Source organism: Edaphobacter flagellatus (genome assembly GCF_025264665.1).
GTDB lineage: Bacteria > Acidobacteriota > Terriglobia > Terriglobales > Acidobacteriaceae > Edaphobacter > Edaphobacter flagellatus.
In genome coordinates, this window is the sequence record NZ_CP073697.1 from 2,297,030 (window position 1) to 2,315,817 (window position 18,788).

Here is an 18,788-nt window from a genome sequence, read left to right on the forward strand (position 1 = left end):
CTTCATTTGCACCTCAGCAGTTACTTCTCCGCATTCGGATAAATCCCCTCAATCGGAGCCGACCTCTGCTTATCCAGCTCCGGATGCGGGAACGGCTTGCGTGGCATCATCTGCTCGCGCTCGCTCGTGTTGTACAGGAAGATCGCCTCCACCACCGCGGCCTGCTTCAGATCGTCCTCATGCAGACGATCGAACGTATCCATGTTCGAGTGGTGTGTGCGCGTCTCATAATCCATATCGTCCTGGATGTACTGGAAGCCCGGCAGGCCCACCGCATCGAACGAAAGATGATCCGTGCCGCCGGTGTTGCGATTCGTAATCGTCGTAACACCGAGGTCCTTCAGTGGAGCGATCCACTGCGCGAAGATCGGCCCGATCGCGAAATTCTCCTGCGTATACACGCCGCGCACTTTGCCCGTGCCGTTATCCAGGTTGTAGTACGCATCCAGCGTCTCCCACTCCTTCGTCGTGTTCAGCTTGCCCTTCGAGCGCAGGAAGCTCGGCATGCTCGCCGGATCCGGATGCTCCGGCTCCGCAAACGTACCGAAGTGCTGTTTCACATAACCCTGCGAGCCATACAGCCCCTGCTCCTCGCCCGACCACAGCGCGATACGGATCGTGCGCTTCGGCTTCACGCCCAGCGCCTTCAGAATGCGCACGGCCTCCATCGCAACCACCGAGCCCGCAGCATTGTCCGTCGCGCCCGTGCCTGCAATCCAGCTATCCAGATGTCCGCCGACCATCACCACCTGGTCCTTCAGCTTCGGATCCGTCCCCGGAATCTCCGCCACCGTATCGAAGCCATGTTCGTGATCGCCCGTGACCTTCGTCTCGATGTTTACTTCCAACGTGACCGGCACCTTGTGCTCCAGCAGCCTGGCAATGCGGTTGTAGTTCTCAACGATCATCGGCCCGTTAGGAATCGTGATCGCGTTCTCCCTCTTCTGCGCACTCAACGCCAGGTTCGCAGTATTGTCGTCGAAGATGATTCCTGTGCCGCCGCCCTTTCCTCCATCGCGCGACGGAGTAATGATGGCCACCACACCTTCATCCGCCATCAGCTTCAGCGCCGCCGCGCGCAGCTCGTACACCTTGCGGCGACGTTCGAGCAACGCTTTGTAGTCGGGGCCACCCTTCAGCTCCGCCGATTCCATCTCCTTCAGCTCTGCTTCCGTATAACGGCTGAACAGTGCCTTATCGAGATCCGGCGTCGTGCGGATCGCTCCAAACAACACGATCTTGCCCTTCAGCTTGCCCTTGAACTGATCCAGGTCCTTCATGTCGGTCAGGTTCATCAACACCGCTTCGCCCGTCACCGGACCGCTGGTCGAAGGCGACCACGGCGCCGCCTGCATCCACAGCGGAGCCGTATCCGGCGCAATCATCCTCGCCGTCGTGCCAATCTGCTGCCAGCCCATACCGAACTCGCCCCAGTCCTCCAGGTGCGCATTCTCAAGACCCACCTTCGTCAGCGTGTCGCGCGTCCACTCGTTCGCCTTCTTCATGTTCGGCGAACCCGTCAGGCGCGGCCCAATGCCATTCGTCAACGCGTCGGCAAACTCCATCACGTGCGAGTGCATGAAGCCCTCCTCGCGAATCCGCGCATACATCGTCAGGTCGAGGTTCTCGGTCGCAGGCTGCGGCCCATAGTAAGAAGGTGTCGCCGCGACAGGCTCTTTCGTGGCCTTCTTGTCAGCGGCAAGCGTAGGTAGGGTGAGCGTCGCTGCAGCAGCCGCAAAGCAGCTCCAGCACGCAACGGTGCGTACAAATGTCATGCGTTATGGTCCTCCACAAGTGGGTAAGCCTTTTCTGAATATCGAAGGATAGCAGAATGCTGTCCCCAGGCGGGCTGGAACCAGACTTCACTCCGATAGTCGTGACATACCGCAGGCGACAGAGAGGCTCCCTATCGCAGCTCGATCGCAGGATGTGGCCTTTCGAAACGAAGCTCGAACCGCACTAAATCCGCGTGCGCACCACAACGCCATTCCCCGCCGACAACTGGCTGCTGATCACATCGATCTTGTGGTCCGGCACACCAAGCCGCCGCAGCACCCGCTTCGCCCGCGGCCAGCTCTCGCAGATCACCGGCTCGGTCTCACCCTCCGAAGTCAGTTCGAATCCCTGCTCCGTCAGCCGCAGAACAACCGAGCTGTTCCTCTGCAGCATCGAGTTCGCCGCTACGCTACGAATACGTGTCTGTTCCCCACTATGCATCGACATGGTCTTCAGCTCCTCTATCGCGAGCTTCCACCTTAGCTCCAGCCACCTCCCATTTCCCATCCCACAATCGAGCTAGTCCGTATCGGCGAAATCCGCGATGCACCGTCAAGCCATGTCATTCTGAGCGGCCTCGGCGGCGTCTCTGCACGCAAAGATGGAGTCGGTCTCTGCACGCGAAGATGAAATCGAAAGAACCTGCATTTTTCCAGAATGCTCCCCAAACATTCCGACCCACACAAACCCGGCACACGCGCTCCTGCACATCGGCTGCCTCCTATCGGAGCAGCCCTGTCATCACACAGGCGATGTCGGCCTTCGACCGGAAGCTCGAACCACACGCACAAATTCGCCTGCAGCATGAGAAAATCTCCCTCATGAGTGATTTCATCCCCCAGAAGCCCAGCGGCGTAAAGATCGGCGGCCTCAGCCCCAAAGCACAGAAGCTCCAGGCCCTCCGCGAAAAGATGGCCCAGCAAAAGAGCGGCGACAAAAACTTCGCTGCCTCCGGCAACGGCCCCAAGGCCAAGCCCTCCTCCGCACCCAACAAGAAGACCAGCTTCCAGCGCAAAGCCACCTAGGATCTGGCGCTATCGGAACCGCAGCGCGGTCACCGGACCACCGCTCTGCCGAAGGCTCGGGGGGTTCCCGACGAGCTTGCTCGTTGGGGGTGAGAGGCTCGTATGGAGCCGCAGCCGGAACGCTCAGGCCAAAAAGTGGAGCAAAAACGCCTGTCAAGCCCCCGGAATTCGTAACCTGCTCATTCCAAAACAAATAAACCCCAAAAAATCTGCCGATTAGTTTCCCTCGCTTCGCTACACTTAAATCAGCAAACAAAACAGAAGCCCCGGCACAAAGCCGGGGCTAACTCATTCAGAATCAATATTTTTAGGGTTAACTTCCTTGCCTTGAATATTTTAGCCTGTGCAAATCGCATAAGCCGAACAAAACAAGGGCCTTACAAAACTATAAAGGGGGAGGGGGTCCCTCCCCCGGTCCACCCGCTTAAGCCTTCTTCGCCGTTGAGAAAATCTCGACCAGCCGGTCGGCGATGTACTTATCTTCTCCGTCCTTCAGCTGCCACATCGCAAACCCGAACGTCGTCGGGTCCTGCTGACGGCGGCGACGCTGTTCCGGCGGATGCGCCGGAGCATCCGGATTGCGGCCGCGCATACCCGCAGCATCCGCATTCATGCTGCCGATGCCCACCGGCTTCGTCTCCGCCAGCGCCTTCATCACATCCTGCGCTGTCAGGCTCGTCTTCGTCTGGTCGATCTTCCAGCTGTAGTGCGGAGTCACATTGCCCAGCGCATTCGGGTTGAACTGGCGTGGCAGAGCCGTCACGCCAAACTTCGCCACCGCCTTCGAGATCACCTCGGCGCGCGCGTCGTAGCTCCGGATCACCGCGTCGTAGTCCTGCTCGACGAACATCTCGATCGCCTTCAGCGCAGCGAAGATCTGTTCTTTGCCCACCTTGCTCGAGCGGCCGATGCGATCCTCCTGCGGGCTCATGTTCATCTGCGCCCAGCGGATCAGCTTCTCCTTGCCGAACAGGAAGCCCGTCGACTGCGGACCGCAGATATCCTTGCCGCCCGAGAACGCCACGAAGTCCCAGCCCTGCGCCGGATACTCCCACAGCCGCTCCTTCGGCGGAACGTCGGCCGAAGCATCGTTGAAGGTGTAGATGCCCGCCTTCCGCGCAATCTCGATCATCTCCGGCCCGGAAACCTTACCGCCGTCCGACTGGATGTTGATGAAGTGCATCGCCAGCGTCTTGTCGTTGATGGCGTTGATCATCTGGTCCTTCGTCTCCACCTCGACCAGCTTCACGCCGGTCTGCCGCACCTGGTGATCGAAGTTGTTGCGATGCGCCTTCTGGATGATGACCTCGGTCTTCGGAAAGCCCGTCAGGTCAGGACAAGCCTTCATGCGCGGCTCCAGGTCCTCAGTCAGCATTCCGGCATAAGCCACGACAATACCCGCAGCCACACCGCCCGTCACCAGGCCCGTATAACCCTCGGGAAGCTTGCACAGCTTCTGCAGGAAGCGGCCCGCCGCGACCTCAAGCTCGTTGATCATCACGAAGTGCTGGTTGCCCTGACGCATCAGCTCCATCACTTCGGGCTTCATCACCGAGCCACCGATCACCGTCACCGTACCAACGATGTTCACCAGAGGCGTCACACCCAGTTCGGCGTAGATATCGCCCGTCGAGCCCAGGCCCGACTTGATCGGGACGATCGCATGACCGTCGACGCCCGGCTTCTCGTCCTTCTTCTTCTGGGCCACGGCCGCTTGTGGGGCTAACAGGCTGCCCGTGGCAGCTCCGAGGGTCGACAGAAACGACCGGCGATTCCACTTCAGGTTCATTGCACTATCCCTTTCCTAATCCTTCTGCTCGTTGTCCTGCTGCAAACCTTCTTGAAAAGCTCAAACTCCCGCAGGCGGCTTCGGAGCCGGAGGAGCAGGCGGATTCACCACCTGTGCGCTGCCGACAAACTCGACCAGCGAATCGCCCGGAATCCACTCCACCGCCATGCACGCACGCGCCGGAGCCTTACCGGGCGAGAAGTACGTTCCATAAATCTTGTTCAGCGCGTCATACTGTGCCTTGTGCGCATCGAAACGCGCCTTGCCCGTCGGCATCGGAATCGAATCCGCATGCGGCAGGCAGATGAACACCTGCATGTTAAGAATATTGTCCATCGTCGAGCCGTTCCGCTCCAGCGAACGCTTCAGCGCGTCCATCGAGCGCGTCACATGCTTCTCAAACGGATCGGTCACCAGAACGTGGTCCTCGCGCCCGTACCCATCGTTCGAACCCGTGCCAGAGAAGTAGAAGATGCCGTTATGCGTGTGATTTCCGCCACGCCCGCTCGGTACGGGAGGCGTAGCCGGCGCCGCCTGCTGTCCGAAGAGCTTCGTGCCGCCCATCACGGCCGCTGCCAGAGATGCTGCCTTACCAAAAAAACGACGCCTGGAACTGATCTCCATGCTTTCCTCCTCGCAAAATCCGGTTATGCGCCAGAAGATTCAAGCCGCAGACGCTTCCCTGCAACGGAGAAACCTGCAGAAGCGGCCACGAAAACCCGCTTACGGCCTTAGCGCGCACAAAAGTGTGACCGAATCATACGGGTACGATTCATCGATTGACTACGGACAAATGACATAGCTGCAACGCTCTGCGGCTTAAAACCGTTGGCAATTTCGGCTACCTGCTGGTGATCCGCTTCACCCAGAGCGAGCCCAGGTAGGCCCAGGAGAGGATCAGGACCAGCAATCCGGTAATCAGGCCGCCGCGCATATAGCTCAGGGAGTAATCCACGGTGTGATGCGTCGACGAGTTGTAAATCGTAATGCCGACGATCCCCACAAACGTCGCCAGAAAAAACGCCGCAAAGCCCAGAGCTGCGCCGATCAGCAGGCTCGCAAACCAGCCCAGTTCGCCTATGGGAGCTCCAAAGAGAGTTGCCCTGCTGCTGCCCGAAGGCCTCACACCATCTTCTGTCTGCGATACCTGCGCCATAGAAGTAGAATACTGCCTTATGGCAGAAGGTGTTCAGGACGGGTTGGCCAACAGCCTCATCAAGGCGTCGCAGGTGGCCAGGGAAACGACGGTGCAGCGGGCACCCAACGGAATCGCCTATGCGGCATTTGGCGATAACCTGCTTGCCGACAATGACCTGCAGCGCATCGTGCAGGCGGTCCCGACGGCCATCGCTGCTGCTCTGTCACGCAAGGCTTACTACTTTGTCCCGCTTGCGCTCTCGGAGCGCCGCGCCGGAGAAGGCGGCGACGCCACCCTCATCGCTCCGGCCTACACAACCGAGCTGGGCGACCAGGCCATCTGCCACCGGAACGTTCCACTGGACAACGCCGAGGGCGTCTTCATCTCCACGCGGCTGCTGAACGACCGCTTCGCGTTGGCATTCGAGTTCTTCATCAACGTCGGCCACGCCTTCGTCGAAGTTGCCGGCGTGCCCGACAGCTTTCAGCAGATGGCCTGGTCGCAGGCGCTCTCCGATGTGCGCGGCGAAACCTCGCACGACGCCTGGGAGGCGCGCCACCTGTCGCTGGCAGGAGATCGCCAGCCCACGCGAGCCGAAGGCAAACCGATCGTCGACGAACGCGCGAAAAACAACTTCCTCGATAGTGCCTTCTCCGACGCCGTCGCTATCTATCTGCTCTCGCTGGCAATCGACTTCGACTACACGGAGCTGCGCGAGCGCGAGTACCCGCTGCTGGCCCCGCAGCCGCTGGCCGACCGCCTGAAGCAGGTCGCTAAACTCTTCCCGCCGAATCCCGGCTACGAGTTCGCGATCAAGTACCGCCGTCGCGCGTAGGAGTCTTCAACCACATCCCCGCAAGGGAACTTTTACGCAACAGCGCGCGTAGCTAATCTTCGAGTTCCCAGGAAGCGGTCACGCCACGCGCCACGATTGCGCGGCCAACTGCTGCACGTTTACCCCGAACCCCCAACGAGGTGGCTTATGAAGCTTCTCGCTGCCGCAGCTCTTGCTGCGCTTGCGCTCCCCTATGCTCTGGCGCAGACTCCCTGCCCGCGAAACAGCACTGCGCTGACAGGCATCGTTCACGATGCCACGCAGGCGATTATTCCCGGCGCTTCGCTCTCGCTCGATGGCGGCGCTCCGGAGACGAGCGGCGCCGACGGACACTTCCGCTTCAACTGCGTCGCCGAAGGCTCGCATCAGCTCTCTGTCTCAGCGCAGGGATTCGCCACGCAGACGCTTGCGCTTAAGACGCCGCATCCTACGGCTGTCGATCTCACACTGAAGCTCGAAGAGGTGCAGACGAACCTCGACGTCGACGCTGACGACAATCCATCGGCTGCCAGCGCCACGTCGAGCGGCCCGACGCAGACCATCGCAGGCAACCGCCTGCAGTCGCTCGCCGATGACCCCGACGATCTGCTGCGCCAGCTGCAACAGCTCGCCGCTGCTGCCGGAGGCAATCCTTCGAACGCCACCATCGCCGTTGACGGCTTTCAGGACTCCAGCAAGCTGCCGCCGAAGAGCTCCATTGCCTACATCAAGGTGAACCCCGATCAATTCTCCGCCGAGTACCGCGAGCCTCCCTTCGGCGGCGGACGCGTCGAGGTCTACACCAAGCCCGGCCAGCCCACGTACCACGGCGCACTCTTCGCCACCAACGGCAGCCCGTGGATGAACGCGCGCGATCCCTTCTCCACCAGCAAGGCCGCCCTGGGCAAGCAGCGCTACGGCTTCGAGCTGACCGGCCCGATCCGCAAGAAGGGCTCGGACTTCACCATGACACTCGAGCACCGCAGCATCGACAACTTCGCCGTCGTGAACGCCATCACGCTCGACCCCAGCGGTAACGCAACGCGAACCGTCGCCAACGTCTCCACACCGCAGCGCCTGTGGATCGGAACCGCCAAGGTTGACTGGCAGATCACTCCGAAGAACACCTTCATGACCAGTTACAGCGCGAACGTAAATCATCTGCAGAACGTCGGTGTGGGCGGCACGGCGCTCGCCGAGGCGGGCTACGACAGCCAGCAGTACGAACATATTCTGCGCTTCAGCAATATCACGACCGCCTCGGCCCACCTGATGCACGAGGCTCGCCTGAGCCTGAAGTGGGACGGCGAGACCGACAATCCCACCGCGAAAACAACTTCATTGCAGGTAGCCGGAGCCTTCACCGGTGGTGGCGCTGCGTTGGGCCCGCAGCGTTTGCATGAGCTCGCCACCGAGTACGACGACGACGCCATCCTCACGACCAAGAACCACACGATCAAAGCCGGCATGCAGTTGTGGGTCTACCGCGAGCGCCTAACGCTCACCAACAATTTCAACGGCACCTATAACTTCGGCGGAGGTATCGCGCCTGTGCTCGACGCCAGCGGCAATCCTACGGGTCAGACCGAAACCATCTCCGGCATTGAGCAGTATCGCCGCGCACTCGCGCATCTGCCCGGAGGAACGCCGACAACGTACAGCAACGTCGCCGGCTCGCCTACCGTCAACTTCACCCTCGTACAGAATGCCTTCTTCGTGCAGGACGACTGGAACATGGGCCACGGTGTTCACATCGCTTCGGGCCTGCGCTACTTCTGGCAGACGAACCCGACACTGCTCGGCTCCCTCACGCCGCGCATGGGAATCCTGTGGTCACCAGACAAGAAGAATCGTTGGACGTTGCACGCGCACGGCGGCATGTTCGCAGGCCGCTTCGGAAAAGGCGACCAGTCCGAAGTGCAGCGCATGAACGGCGTCGACCGCGTCACCAGCACCATCTACAGTCCCGTCTACGGCAGCCCCTTCGTCGGCGCAACGCCGATCCACAGCATCCGCCAGTATTCACCACACCTGACGAACCTCACATGGAGCGCCTGGAACATCGGTGGCACACGCGTGCTGCCCCACAGCTTCAACCTCTCGGCCGACTACTATAACGGACGCATCTGGAACTACACACGCACCAACAACATCAACTCGCCGCTCAACGACAATCCCTACGGCCCGCGCCCCGGCCCGGCGAATCTCAACATCCTGCAGATGCAGGCCAGCGGGCAGGGACGCGTCAACGCTGTCTTCGTCGGCATCGAGCAGCACTCCCTGAAGCGCGTGCAGTTCTTCTTCGGCAGCGTCCGCGTCAACCTGGTCGACGACACCGACGACAACGAATTCTCCACGCCGCAAACTTCCACCTCGAACGCAGGTGAGTTCGCGCATCGCACCGGCCAGCCCATGTGGAACGTCTTCGGCAACGCATCTTTCAAGCTGCCGGAAAAGCTCGAGCTCAGCGCCAACTTCAACGGCGGAGGCGACGCGCACTACAACATCACCACCGGCTTCGACAACAACGGTGATGGCAACTTCAACGATCGTCCGCAGTACGCCACGCCAGGGCAAGCCGGAGCCATCCAGACACCCTACGGCCTGCTGATCGCAAGCGGAGGCACAGGCGTCTTTCCGCGCAACCAGGGCGTCATGCCCTGGACCTTCTATCTCGACACCAACCTGCAACGAGCCTTCAAGCTAACGCGCAACGCCAAGGCCGAACACGCACAGACACTCACACTCAACGTGCGCTCGGCCAACGTGCTCAACCACACAAACGTCAAGACCGTCGGTGGCGTCCTCGGCTCACCACTATTCGGAGTACCCTACGCCGCCGACAACGGCCGCCGCATTGAAGGAGGTGTACGTTACAGTTTCTGAACATGCTTCGTCCTAAGCACGGCTGCCTGGCAGCATGACACGCACAACCGCAAACGTCTGCACTGCAATCGAGAGCCACGCAAACCAATCGCCCATCAACTGATACAGTGTTGCGTGGTGCGTTGATGGGACATCGACCAGTAGCGTGGCAAAGGGAGCCGCATTGCTGCGCACTTCGCCAATGATGCGTCCGCGATCATCGCTCACCGTCAGATAGCCCGTCTTCGCAGCGCGAGCGATGCTGAAGCCGTCCTCGACGCCGCGCATCACCGCGATGTGTCCGTGCCATCCTGCATCGACGACAAAGTCCCATCCAGGAACCAGCATGAGTCCTGCGCCCGCTTTTCCGTAGCGGCGCGCCGGGTCGCGGAAATCCATGTCTTTACAGATGGCGACGCCCCACAGCTGGTCCTTCTTCGGCAGCAGAACAAGTTCTGTGCCCGGCTTCAGGTTCGACTCAAATGGAGGCAGCATGTGCTCCTTGTCATATCGCTCGATCGCCGACGACGAAGGCTGATACACGCGCGCTTCGTTGTACTTCACCGGAGCATCCACGTGAACGACGCCCGCAACCACCGTCGCTCCCGTCTGCATTGCGAGCGACTGCATCACGGCATCCGTCTCCGCCGACTTTCCCTCCAGTGTCACGCCAAGCTTCTCCGGAATCACGATCGCCTGCGCTCCCTGGGCAACCAGAGCTCGCGCCGTACTTGCATAGTCGCGAAATAGCCTCTCCGTATCGGCTCCGGGATCGGTCACCAGCAGGTTTCCTTGAACGTCTGACGTGATCAGTCCAACACGTGCGGTCTGCTTCTCTGGCATTGCGAGCCTCGCCGAACCGAAGATCAGCGCGAGGGCAATGACACCCATCCCTGCACCCACCACATACGCGGCCTGCGTACGATCCTTCATGCGCAGATGCCATCCCAACGCCAACGCTGAAGGAAACAGCACCAGCAGAAACGTCATCCCCCACGGACCTGTCAGCGAGGCAACCTGCAGGAACGGCAGAAACTGAAGCTGCGAATACGCGAGGCTTCCGGCCGAACCATGCGGTGTCGTCAGGTTGCGCACGTATTCCATCGTGGTCCACATCGCCGGCAACGCCACCAGGGCGCTCCATACGGCGCCACGCAATGCGAGTGCGCGAAACAAAAGCACACCCAACGCAAAGAAGATGCCCGCAACGATGTAGATCTGCATCCATGCCACCGCAGGCATTCCCAGCGTCTTCGTGAAGTAGCTCCACATGTTCAGATTCCCAACCAGCATCGCCACTACCGCTGCGAGACCTGCAGCCCACCACGAGCTTCGCAACGCAAACACCAGCAGCGGCAGCGGAGCAAGCCACACCAGCCACCAGCGCGGCTCCAGACCATTGCCGAAATAGAACAGCGCCGCCGTGACAGCAGCAGCGGCTATCGCCTCACCCAATTGCCGGACATTATTTGCGGATGCCATTAAAGTACCTCCCAAACGACCTGTGGCAGAAAGCACGGAACTCACCCTGCGTCATCGCCATGCGGCCTCCCAGATACAACATCACCAACCCCTGCATCAACGCGCCGGTCTCGAAGACAATCTCCCACACATCGTCCTTGTGGAAGTATCCCGTCTCCATGGCATGCGCAATCACATCCGCCGACACATTTGCCGTCGGCGATCGCCTCTCGCGAAAGTCCTGCGGATATTGCCGTGCGCCCTCGCGCCGTGTCAGAAACATCAGCTCAAACAAATGCGGCCTCTCAAACGCATGGTCGAGAAAGAGGTCGAGAATCTTCGTCAGCTGTCGCTCGATACTGCCCGTCAATCGCAATGCAGCGAGCCGTTCCGCTAATTGCGCAAAGCCTTCATCCGCCAGTGCATTCAGCAATCCATCACGGTTTGGATAATGCCGGTACAGCGCCATCGGCGTAATACCCACTGCCGTCGCAATGCGGCGCATCGTCACACCCTGTACACCCTCTTTATCGAGCAGCTTCCGTGCCGCGTTCGCAATCTTTTCTGTCGTCGTCAACATCGTTGTATACGGTGTATACCATAATGCTGTGTACAGTGTATAGAAAATTCAGTCAGTCCTTCAGCCCAGTAGAAATCGCGGAAAGACCCTGTCGCATCGCCCGCATCGGATCACCTAACTGCAGATGCATCCATTCGTTAGCTTGCCCCTATTCACCTGCCCGCCCGCTGCATGTACTATCGTTCTGCTTAGAAGGTGACAACGTATGCTCAAGAACCGTTCCGTCCCTGACAGCACCATCATCCCCGAGCTGGCCTACCCCAACCTCAGCGAAGCCATCGATTGGCTCTGCTCCGCCTTTGGCTTCACCCTGCGCCTGCGCATCGCCGACCACCGCGCGCAGCTCACCCTCGGTAACGGAGCCATCGTCATCGTCCAGCACCCGGGCGCCGGAGCCACCACTCCCATCGCACACTCGCTGCTCGTCCGCGTCGAAGATGCCGACCAGCACCACGCCAATGCCGTCAGCCAGGGTGCCCAGATCGTGCGTCCACCCACAACCTTCCCCTACGGCGAACGCCAGTACACCGCAACCGACCTCATCGGCCGCACCTGGACCTTCTCTCAATCCGTTGCCGACGTTGACCCGCGCGACTGGGGAGGCACACCTGGCACCTTATAGAACTACGCTGCCGAAACCCGCCGCCGCATATCGTCGAACACAGGCATTCCAGCCAGCAGAAGCAGAACTGCAGCCAACGGCAATGTAAAAAAGAATCCCGCATGCTTAAAGCCGAGCGCACCGATGACGCCGCCTGCGAAGAACAACGCGATCAGCGATCCCAGCAGCCACAGCCTGTCTATCTCAGACTTCAATTCCACGGATTCCCTGTACACCAGGCGGCCAAGGGCGATTCCAATGTCCGTCACCATACCCGTCAAATGAGTCGTACGAATGACGGCATCCGATATCTTCGTAATGATTGCGTTCTGCAATCCCATGGTGAAGCACAACAACATCACCGTCCCCAACACCCGGCCGCCCGCAAAGGCTTTGCCAACAAAACCAAACAACAGCAGCAACAAGGCCTCAGCCAGCAATGGCAGCGCATATTCGCTTTCCAGCCTGCGGCGGCGCGCCCAGCGTACAAACAACGTTGTGAGAAATGCTCCCAACAGAAACGCCAGCACCGCTGCCAATCCACTCAGCGCCAGGCGCAGGCTGCCTACAGCAAGGTTGTCCGCCATCGCCGAAACGATACCCGACATATGCGAGGTGTACTGACGAACGGCCAGAAAACCGCCCGCATTCGCCGCGCCGGCAACACACGCAAGATACCGCGCCAGATGGCGATTTGCCGTCTCTGTGCGCTGGCTTCCCGTCAATCGACGAAGATAGAACAGTGGCATGTCTTTATCATCGCAGGCAGCTGGCCTGGCCGCCATCGCCCGGCCGTTGTACCCTTGCTGTGCCTCGATGCATCCAAATCTCCGGGAGAGCACGAACGCCATGCCCCTCATTCGAACCTGTCCACACTGCGGCCAGAAGAATCGTATTCCCGCCAATCATCTCGCCGACACCGGCCGCTGCGGCAACTGCAAAAACGAGCTGGCTCCCGTCAACGAACCTATCGCCGCCGACACGCAGCTTTTCGATGAGATCGTCCAGAATGCCCGCGTGCCCGTCCTCGTCGACTTCTGGGCCGACTGGTGCGGCCCCTGCCGCATGGCCGCTCCCGAAGTGAAGCAAACAGCCGCCAACACTGCAGGCCGAGCTCTCGTCCTCAAGGTCGACACGGAACGCAACCGCGAGCTCTCCGCCCGCTACAACGTGCGCGGCATCCCCAACTTCGCCGTCTTCAAGGCAGGCAAACTCATCTCCCAGCAAGCCGGCCTCGTAGGCCACCAGCAGATGGAACAATGGCTCGATCAGGCAAGAAATAGTTAGCTTTCAGCTTGACATATTTTCTGACCGCGACCTACTCTCCTATCTCAAATAGGAGAGTAGATGTCCTATGGGCGATAAAGTCGACCTGCTGCAGGGAACGCTCGAGATCCTCATCTTGAAATCCGTCTCGCTGGGCGCACTGCACGGCTACGGCATTCTGCTGCGCATTCAACAGATCTCGCAGGGCCGCCTTGAAATTCCCCAGGGCTCCTTCTACATCGCGCTCTACCGCATGGAGCACAAAGGACTGATTCGCGGCGAGTGGGGAGAGTCGGAGAACAACCGCTGCGCCAAGTTCTATTCGCTCACCGCCACGGGACGAAAGCACTTGAAAAAAGAGACCGAAAAGTGGGCCGAGATGACGGACGTCGTCGGCTCCATTCTCGACGCCACTCCGGAGACATTATGAGTTTTCTTGCCCCGCTCCGATCATGGTGGAAGGCGCTCGCCCATCGTTCGCAGACAGACCGCGAGATCGAGGCCGAGTTCGAATACCACATCCATGTTCGTGCTCAACATCTAATGGAGCTGGGCACATCTCCGCAAGAAGCGCTGCGACAAGCAAAGTTCGAACTAGGTCGCGTCGACACCCAAAAAGAGAAGTTCCGCGCAACCATCGGACTTCGCCCTCTACACGAGATCGGCGGCGACATTCGCTACGGCATCCGCTCGCTCTATCGGCAACCGTCCGTCTCCATCGCAGCCATCCTTTCGCTGGCGCTTGGCATTGGAGCGACGTCGGCGATGTTCAACGTCATCTACTCCACTCTGCTGCATCCGTTTCCTTACGCCGATGCGGACCGCATCGTGAATCCTTCGCTCATCGACGAGAAGCAACCACTGGTGCCGACATGGTTCGCCCTCGAGCCCGCGCAGTACGAAAGCTTTATCAAAGCAACGTCGATCGACAGTGTACTTGGCTTCATGCTCGCGGGACAGTCTGAAACGGGCGGCCCGTTTCCGGAGAATGTGAGTACCGCTTACGTGACTCCGAACATGAACTCTTTCCTTGGAGTTCCTCCGTTGCTCGGCCGTGGACTCCAGCTATCCGATGCCTCACAAGATGTAGTCGTGCTTAGCTACAAGTACTGGCAGCGGCGATTCGGTGGCGATCCCGCGATCCTGGGACATACGCTGGACCTCGAGCATCAGAGTTTCACCATTGTCGGTGTAATGCCATCGCGATTTACTTTTACGGAGACAGTAAGCAATGCGGACGTTTACATCCCATGGAGCGCCTCTCGCAGTCCCGCACTATTTCCGTGGATCAAGCTCCGGCCCGGCGTGACAATGGCGATGGCCAACGCAGAGTTTCAGGCCTACCTTAATAAATTCAGGCAGGAAACCCCTCGGCACTTTCCAGAGCAGTTTCACACGAACGTAGAGCCCATCGCCGCACCATACTTTCGTCGTTCTGGGCGTACGCTGGCAATGCTGTTCGCTGCCGTTATTTTTCTTCTCCTCATTGGTTGCGCCAACTGCTCCGTCCTTCTGCTCGCTCGCGGAGAAGCGCGCCAGCATGAGCTTTCGATCCGCTCCGCCATCGGCGCCAGCCGCTTTCGCATGATTCGTCAACTGCTGGTCGAATCGCTGGCCATCGCATTCTCAGGTGCAGCGCTCGGCACAGCACTCTCCTACTGGCTGGCCAAATTGCCTTTGAAGCTCATGCCCGGAACCTTTCCGCAAGAGGCGACGATCGCCGTCAACTGGCCTGTGCTTGTCTTCTCCGTAGCATTGGCCCTCATCACCGGAGTCCTCTTCGGTCTCGCACCCGCCCTGCGTTTTTCTCGCCCTGACGTCTCGCACATGATGCAGGCGCGGGCTCGAACACTCAGCACAACAAACAGCAGGCCGCTCAACCTGCTCATCGGCGCGCAGGTCGCTCTCACCTTCATCCTGCTCGGCGTTGCAGGCGCGGCTATCGCAGGTTTCATGCACATCACCTCCATGAACCTCGGATATGATCCGCACAACGTTGGCTTCATTGGCATACCGTTAAAACCCGATCCAAATAAGAATCACCAGGCGTATGCCAACTACATCTCTCGCTTGCGAGATACCGTAGCTGCAGTCCCTGGCGTTGTCTCGGTTGGTGTCATGTCTAGTGGAATCCCTCCGTCGCAGCCCTTCGGCGGCTTTGGCCTGCCGTCTTCTTTCGAGATGCTTGGCCATCAATCGGAGCAGCCACAACACGCATTGGTGCAGGTTGTAAGCCCGGAGTACTTTGCCACCTTGAAGATTCCTCTCCTCCGCGGCCGTCTGTGGAGCGGCGACGAAAACCGCCGCGGAGACTTCGTCGCCGTCGTCAACGAAACCTTCGCGCAACAATACTTTCCCCAACACAACGTCATTGGTCAGCAGGTGCGCGCCGATTCCCTGAAGAACGACGGCAGGCCAGCCAGCATCACCTCACCCAACAGCAGCGACTGGCGACAGGTTCTCGGCATCGTCGCCGATTTCCAGAACAACGGACTGGAGCGGCCCGTCGCCCCTGCCATCTACGTCCCTTACACGGCCTTCATGTGGAACTACACCCAGCTCTTCATTCGCACATCAGGTAATCCGCAAGACCTGCTACAGCCGCTTCGTACCGCGCTCCACACCTTCAATCCCGAACAGCGCATCTCCTTCACCACCGAGATCGGCACCCTCGAAGAGGTCCTGAGCCATCAGCCCATTTGGATGCAGCAGCATCTCTTCTCCAGCCTCTTCACCTTTTTCAGCGGCCTCGCACTCTTCCTCTCGCTCTTCGGCATCGCAAGCACCGTACTCTTCGCGACCGCACGCAGACGCAGCGAGCTAGGCATTCGCATGGCCCTGGGCGCAGGACGCACACACATCATCTGGACTGTCTCGCGCACCACACTCACCACGATCGCCAGCGGCATCGCCGTGGGACTCGCCCTCAATCTCACGCTGCACAAGCTGCTCCAGCACTGGATGCCCGGTAATCATGCCTCGCTCTGGGTCTTCGCACCGGTCACGGCCATCCTCTTAGCCGGTGCTGCTATCGCGTGCATGCTGCCCGCCGTACGAGCAGCCTCAATCGACCCCGCAGAGACACTTCGCTGCGACTAACCTCAGGCAAGCATTCTCTTTATACGGATATCAGTCGATCATCGCACGACCAAAACACCAGCAGAGCAATAGCTCAATCTGACACGCTAATCCTTCGATATCTCGAGATATTTAGCTCGCACGCATCATCTTCAGCCGCGCCTGCGCCAGCACATAGGTATCCACAGGGTCGGTTGGATCTTCAGGTCTGCTCACCCGCCGATACGCCCGGGCCGCGGCATCCATCAGGCCATATTGCTCATAGATGCGGCCAAAGCCGTACCAGATCACACCGTTTGGCTCTTCCATCGCTCCCCTCGACATGGCCTCCAGCAGTAGTTGCCGCGCCTCCGCAGTCTGCCCTCGCGCCGCATCGAGACAGGCCAGAGTGTGTAGATAGGAGCTGTTGCTGTTCTTGCTCAACAGCGTCGCCTGCTGCGCGGCGGCAAGCGCATCATCATCCACCTGAGCGACAAAGAGGCTGAGCCACGCATACTGGTTGTAGTCTTCCGCTGTGCCGTTGCCGCTTGCAAGGATGCTATGCAACGCCTTACGGGCTTGTGTGAAGTCTCCCTCTGCCGCAGCCTCGTTTGCACTCTCAAGCAGCAGACTGCGATCGTTTGGCTGTCTCTTGAGCCTTGCCTCTACGAGTGACCGCCACGCCTCCCACTCTGTATTCAGCTTGTATGCCTTGCCCGCGAACCGGATCGCGGTCATCGAGTCGGGATGGCCATGCAGTAGTCGTTCTGCGACTAGCTTTGCGTTCGCTCGATCGCCAACACGTAGATACATCGACGCCAGCAACAGGTCCAGATTCTCCCGTTCTGCGTCCGTCTTCGCATCGCCATGCGCCGTTTGAATTTGCGAAAGTAGACTGGCGAGTTCCGTCTTGTCCTGCACCAGCGATGCCGCTGCAACCTCGATCGACTGCGCTCCAGAGCTCTTTCCGCTCGTCCATAGTCGAGCAAAAAGCAGCCCGCCCAAAGGATCCTCGCCCTGCTCGCGCTGCATCATCTCCCGCTTCCAGTTCAGCAGGGACACTGCCTCCGCCTCACGACCACTGTGTAAAAGGTAGAGAGCCGCTGTGCCCACATTGCCGAGGTCCTTGCTGGCCGCAACAACCTTGTACCCTCCATCTTCCTGCATGACAAAGAAGCTTTGTGAGGGGACACCCGCAAACTGCACCACGATCCGCGAGCCCCCTTCGTTCGACGGCGCCTTGGTGATCTTCATTGTTCCCAGCACGATGTCTTGCACCACCACCTGGGGAAGCCCCGTCTGTCGCGACAGGTTCCGGAAGACACCCGCGATCGTGTTGGCCTGGGGCAGACTGCGCTTCCAGTCGGCCTCGTTGACGAAGGCGTGGCGAGAGACGCACTCTGCTATCACCTCCTCCGTCAACGTGTCGCTCATGACGCCGACAATCAATCGCTGAACCGGGCTCCGCGGATCAGTCGCAGGCAGGTTCGCACTCTTGTAGGGCCGCAGGTTGCGAAAGAGCTGAATTTTCGCGGCCAGTTCACCGGAGCCCGGGGCATCGGGAAGCGACGCCGTCAGCATCGCCGTCGCCTGCGGGTAAAGCCGCATGTTCCACAGCCCCGCCGCGGCAAAGTTCAATGCGTCCTTCTTCTTCTGTTCGTCACCACCGATCTGATTGGCGAAGTCGACTGCAGCCCCCGGACCTTTCGTAGCGGCGATAGCCGCGACAGCCACACCGTCGCGCACCGGTGAGCTCGGCAGATTTGAGAGCTCCGGCATCACCTCTCCAAATCGTCCGGCATAAAACAGATCAATGATCAGATTGTCTTCGACCTCTGTCTGCACGGTCTTCTGCCGCGCCTTCACGTCGCGAAGAATATCAATCGCCTCGTTCAGCTTCGCGCCCGAGGCGTAGCGAATGCCGTTCCGGTCGAACTCCAGAAGATTCGCCAGGCTCTGCCGCAGGTCCAGATCGTTCGGATCCAGTTCGATTGCCTTGCGGAACGATGCCAGCGAAGCATCGTAATCGAACCCCTTGCCGTAATCGACGCCGATCGCGTTGTGATGCAGGACCCACGCCTGCGCATGAAAGGCAAATGCCGCGTGCGGAGCCACCGCAACCGCCTTCGCAACTTCCTCGCGAGCCTCATCGTTGCTTCCCGCATCTGTCAGCGAGTATGCGAGATTGACATAGCCCGAAGGATCATGCGGATGACTTGCGATCAGTGCCCGTTGCGCCTCAATCGTATGCCGTACCTTACCGGGGGCCAGGTCCGATATCTCCGCAGGTGTAGCCGAACCCTGAGCAGAGGCCAGTACGGCTGAGAAAAGGCTAAGACTTAACAGAGTAGTGAACGAACGGCAGCAATCCATACAGGACAGATAAACCTCAGAACGCAGCAGTAGATTCACTATA

General features: G+C 59.7%; 15 protein-coding genes and 1 pseudogene. 7 read left to right on the top strand and 9 right to left on the bottom strand.

The annotated features are described in order from the left end of the window. Positions 1–20: 20 nt before the first annotated feature. Together KFE13_RS09575 and KFE13_RS09580 are read right to left on the bottom strand one after the other, a co-directional pair. A complete protein-coding gene (locus tag KFE13_RS09575) occupies positions 21–1,775 on the bottom strand; it encodes a M20/M25/M40 family metallo-hydrolase (RefSeq protein ID WP_260702885.1) in 1,755 nt (584 codons plus the stop codon). A gap of 184 nt (positions 1,776–1,959) precedes the next feature. After that, the gene (locus KFE13_RS09580; protein WP_260702886.1) at positions 1,960–2,223 is read right to left on the bottom strand and encodes a hypothetical protein; all 264 of its coding nucleotides are present in this window, start codon (positions 2,221–2,223) and stop codon (positions 1,960–1,962) included. A gap of 374 nt (positions 2,224–2,597) precedes the next feature. On the opposite strand from KFE13_RS09580, the gene KFE13_RS09585 reads away from it, so the two are divergent. Beyond that, positions 2,598–2,801, top strand: a complete 204-nt coding sequence (locus KFE13_RS09585) for a hypothetical protein (RefSeq protein ID WP_260702887.1) — start codon at positions 2,598–2,600, stop codon at positions 2,799–2,801. A 424-nt stretch (positions 2,802–3,225) separates the two neighbouring features. On the opposite strand, the gene KFE13_RS09590 is transcribed toward KFE13_RS09585, so the two are convergent. The 3 genes from KFE13_RS09590 to KFE13_RS09600 all read right to left on the bottom strand — a co-directional run bounded on the left by KFE13_RS09590 (position 3,226) and on the right by KFE13_RS09600 (position 5,746). Continuing rightward, positions 3,226–4,590 carry an aminotransferase class V-fold PLP-dependent enzyme gene (locus tag KFE13_RS09590; protein WP_260702888.1) on the bottom strand — a complete coding sequence of 455 codons (1,365 nt, stop codon included), beginning with the start codon at positions 4,588–4,590 and terminating at the stop codon, positions 3,226–3,228. Positions 4,591–4,650: 60 nt separating this feature from the next. Beyond that, positions 4,651–5,214: a RidA family protein gene (locus KFE13_RS09595; RefSeq protein WP_260702889.1), complete on the bottom strand. Its 564-nt coding sequence runs from the start codon at positions 5,212–5,214 to the stop codon at positions 4,651–4,653. A 217-nt stretch (positions 5,215–5,431) separates the two neighbouring features. Further along, positions 5,432–5,746, bottom strand: coding sequence for a hypothetical protein (locus KFE13_RS09600; RefSeq protein WP_260702890.1), 315 nt, complete (start codon positions 5,744–5,746; stop codon positions 5,432–5,434). 19 nt (positions 5,747–5,765) lie between these two features. Here KFE13_RS09600 and KFE13_RS09605 point away from each other — a divergent pair, with 19 nt between their 5' ends. Beyond that, complete coding sequence (locus KFE13_RS09605) at positions 5,766–6,563, top strand: hypothetical protein (RefSeq protein ID WP_260702892.1); 798 nt, start codon at positions 5,766–5,768, stop codon at positions 6,561–6,563. A 147-nt stretch (positions 6,564–6,710) separates the two neighbouring features. Next, positions 6,711–9,428 carry a TonB-dependent receptor gene (locus KFE13_RS09610; RefSeq protein WP_260702893.1) on the top strand — a complete coding sequence of 906 codons (2,718 nt, stop codon included), beginning with the start codon at positions 6,711–6,713 and terminating at the stop codon, positions 9,426–9,428. Positions 9,429–9,440: 12 nt separating this feature from the next. Here the strand turns inward: KFE13_RS09610 and KFE13_RS09615 are convergent, their stop codons facing one another. Together KFE13_RS09615 and KFE13_RS09620 are read right to left on the bottom strand one after the other, a co-directional pair. After that, complete coding sequence (locus tag KFE13_RS09615) at positions 9,441–10,889, bottom strand: apolipoprotein N-acyltransferase (protein ID WP_260702894.1); 1,449 nt, start codon at positions 10,887–10,889, stop codon at positions 9,441–9,443. Continuing rightward, positions 10,873–11,448, bottom strand: a complete 576-nt coding sequence (locus KFE13_RS09620; RefSeq protein ID WP_260702895.1) for a TetR/AcrR family transcriptional regulator — start codon at positions 11,446–11,448, stop codon at positions 10,873–10,875. Before KFE13_RS09620 ends, KFE13_RS09615 begins: the two co-directional genes overlap by 17 nt. A 205-nt stretch (positions 11,449–11,653) precedes the next feature. Here KFE13_RS09620 and KFE13_RS09625 point away from each other — a divergent pair, with 205 nt between their 5' ends. Next, a complete protein-coding gene (locus KFE13_RS09625) occupies positions 11,654–12,070 on the top strand; it encodes a VOC family protein (protein ID WP_260702896.1) in 417 nt (138 codons plus the stop codon). Between the two features lie 14 nt (positions 12,071–12,084). On the opposite strand, the pseudogene KFE13_RS09630 reads toward KFE13_RS09625, so the two are convergent. Further along, positions 12,085–12,798 (bottom strand): annotated as a pseudogene (locus tag KFE13_RS09630) (YoaK family protein); the annotation flags it as partial. Between the two features lie 100 nt (positions 12,799–12,898). On the opposite strand from KFE13_RS09630, the gene trxC reads away from it, so the two are divergent. From trxC to KFE13_RS09645, 3 genes are all read left to right on the top strand, one after another. Further along, on the top strand, positions 12,899–13,336 hold the full coding sequence (gene trxC / locus KFE13_RS09635) for a thioredoxin TrxC (protein ID WP_260702898.1): 438 nt from the start codon (positions 12,899–12,901) through the stop codon (positions 13,334–13,336). Between the two features lie 67 nt (positions 13,337–13,403). After that, on the top strand, positions 13,404–13,745 hold the full coding sequence (locus KFE13_RS09640) for a PadR family transcriptional regulator (RefSeq protein WP_260702899.1): 342 nt from the start codon (positions 13,404–13,406) through the stop codon (positions 13,743–13,745). Beyond that, positions 13,742–16,414, top strand: coding sequence for an ABC transporter permease (locus KFE13_RS09645; protein ID WP_260702900.1), 2,673 nt, complete (start codon positions 13,742–13,744; stop codon positions 16,412–16,414). The genes KFE13_RS09640 and KFE13_RS09645 overlap by 4 nt, the downstream gene beginning before the upstream one ends. A 111-nt stretch (positions 16,415–16,525) precedes the next feature. Here KFE13_RS09645 and KFE13_RS09650 read toward each other — a convergent pair whose 3' ends face one another. Beyond that, entirely contained in the window at positions 16,526–18,784 is a 2,259-nt protein-coding gene (locus tag KFE13_RS09650; protein WP_260702901.1) for a tetratricopeptide repeat protein, read from the bottom strand. Between the last annotated feature and the right edge of the window lie 4 nt (positions 18,785–18,788).

What these genes read in the sequence shown, in the direction of transcription:
- KFE13_RS09575 (WP_260702885.1), bottom strand. Translation starts at nt 1,775, where the DNA reads ATGACATTTGTACGCACCGTTGCGTGCTGGAGCTGCTTTGCGGCTGCT.
- KFE13_RS09580 (WP_260702886.1), bottom strand. Translation starts at nt 2,223, where the DNA reads ATGTCGATGCATAGTGGGGAACAGACACGTATTCGTAGCGTAGCGGCG.
- KFE13_RS09585 (WP_260702887.1), top strand. Translation starts at nt 2,598, where the DNA reads ATGAGTGATTTCATCCCCCAGAAGCCCAGCGGCGTAAAGATCGGCGGC.
- KFE13_RS09590 (WP_260702888.1), bottom strand. Translation starts at nt 4,590, where the DNA reads ATGAACCTGAAGTGGAATCGCCGGTCGTTTCTGTCGACCCTCGGAGCT.
- KFE13_RS09595 (WP_260702889.1), bottom strand. Translation starts at nt 5,214, where the DNA reads ATGGAGATCAGTTCCAGGCGTCGTTTTTTTGGTAAGGCAGCATCTCTG.
- KFE13_RS09600 (WP_260702890.1), bottom strand. Translation starts at nt 5,746, where the DNA reads ATGGCGCAGGTATCGCAGACAGAAGATGGTGTGAGGCCTTCGGGCAGC.
- KFE13_RS09605 (WP_260702892.1), top strand. Translation starts at nt 5,766, where the DNA reads ATGGCAGAAGGTGTTCAGGACGGGTTGGCCAACAGCCTCATCAAGGCG.
- KFE13_RS09610 (WP_260702893.1), top strand. Translation starts at nt 6,711, where the DNA reads ATGAAGCTTCTCGCTGCCGCAGCTCTTGCTGCGCTTGCGCTCCCCTAT.
- KFE13_RS09615 (WP_260702894.1), bottom strand. Translation starts at nt 10,889, where the DNA reads ATGGCATCCGCAAATAATGTCCGGCAATTGGGTGAGGCGATAGCCGCT.
- KFE13_RS09620 (WP_260702895.1), bottom strand. Translation starts at nt 11,448, where the DNA reads ATGTTGACGACGACAGAAAAGATTGCGAACGCGGCACGGAAGCTGCTC.
- KFE13_RS09625 (WP_260702896.1), top strand. Translation starts at nt 11,654, where the DNA reads ATGCTCAAGAACCGTTCCGTCCCTGACAGCACCATCATCCCCGAGCTG.
- trxC (WP_260702898.1), top strand. Translation starts at nt 12,899, where the DNA reads ATGCCCCTCATTCGAACCTGTCCACACTGCGGCCAGAAGAATCGTATT.
- KFE13_RS09640 (WP_260702899.1), top strand. Translation starts at nt 13,404, where the DNA reads ATGGGCGATAAAGTCGACCTGCTGCAGGGAACGCTCGAGATCCTCATC.
- KFE13_RS09645 (WP_260702900.1), top strand. Translation starts at nt 13,742, where the DNA reads ATGAGTTTTCTTGCCCCGCTCCGATCATGGTGGAAGGCGCTCGCCCAT.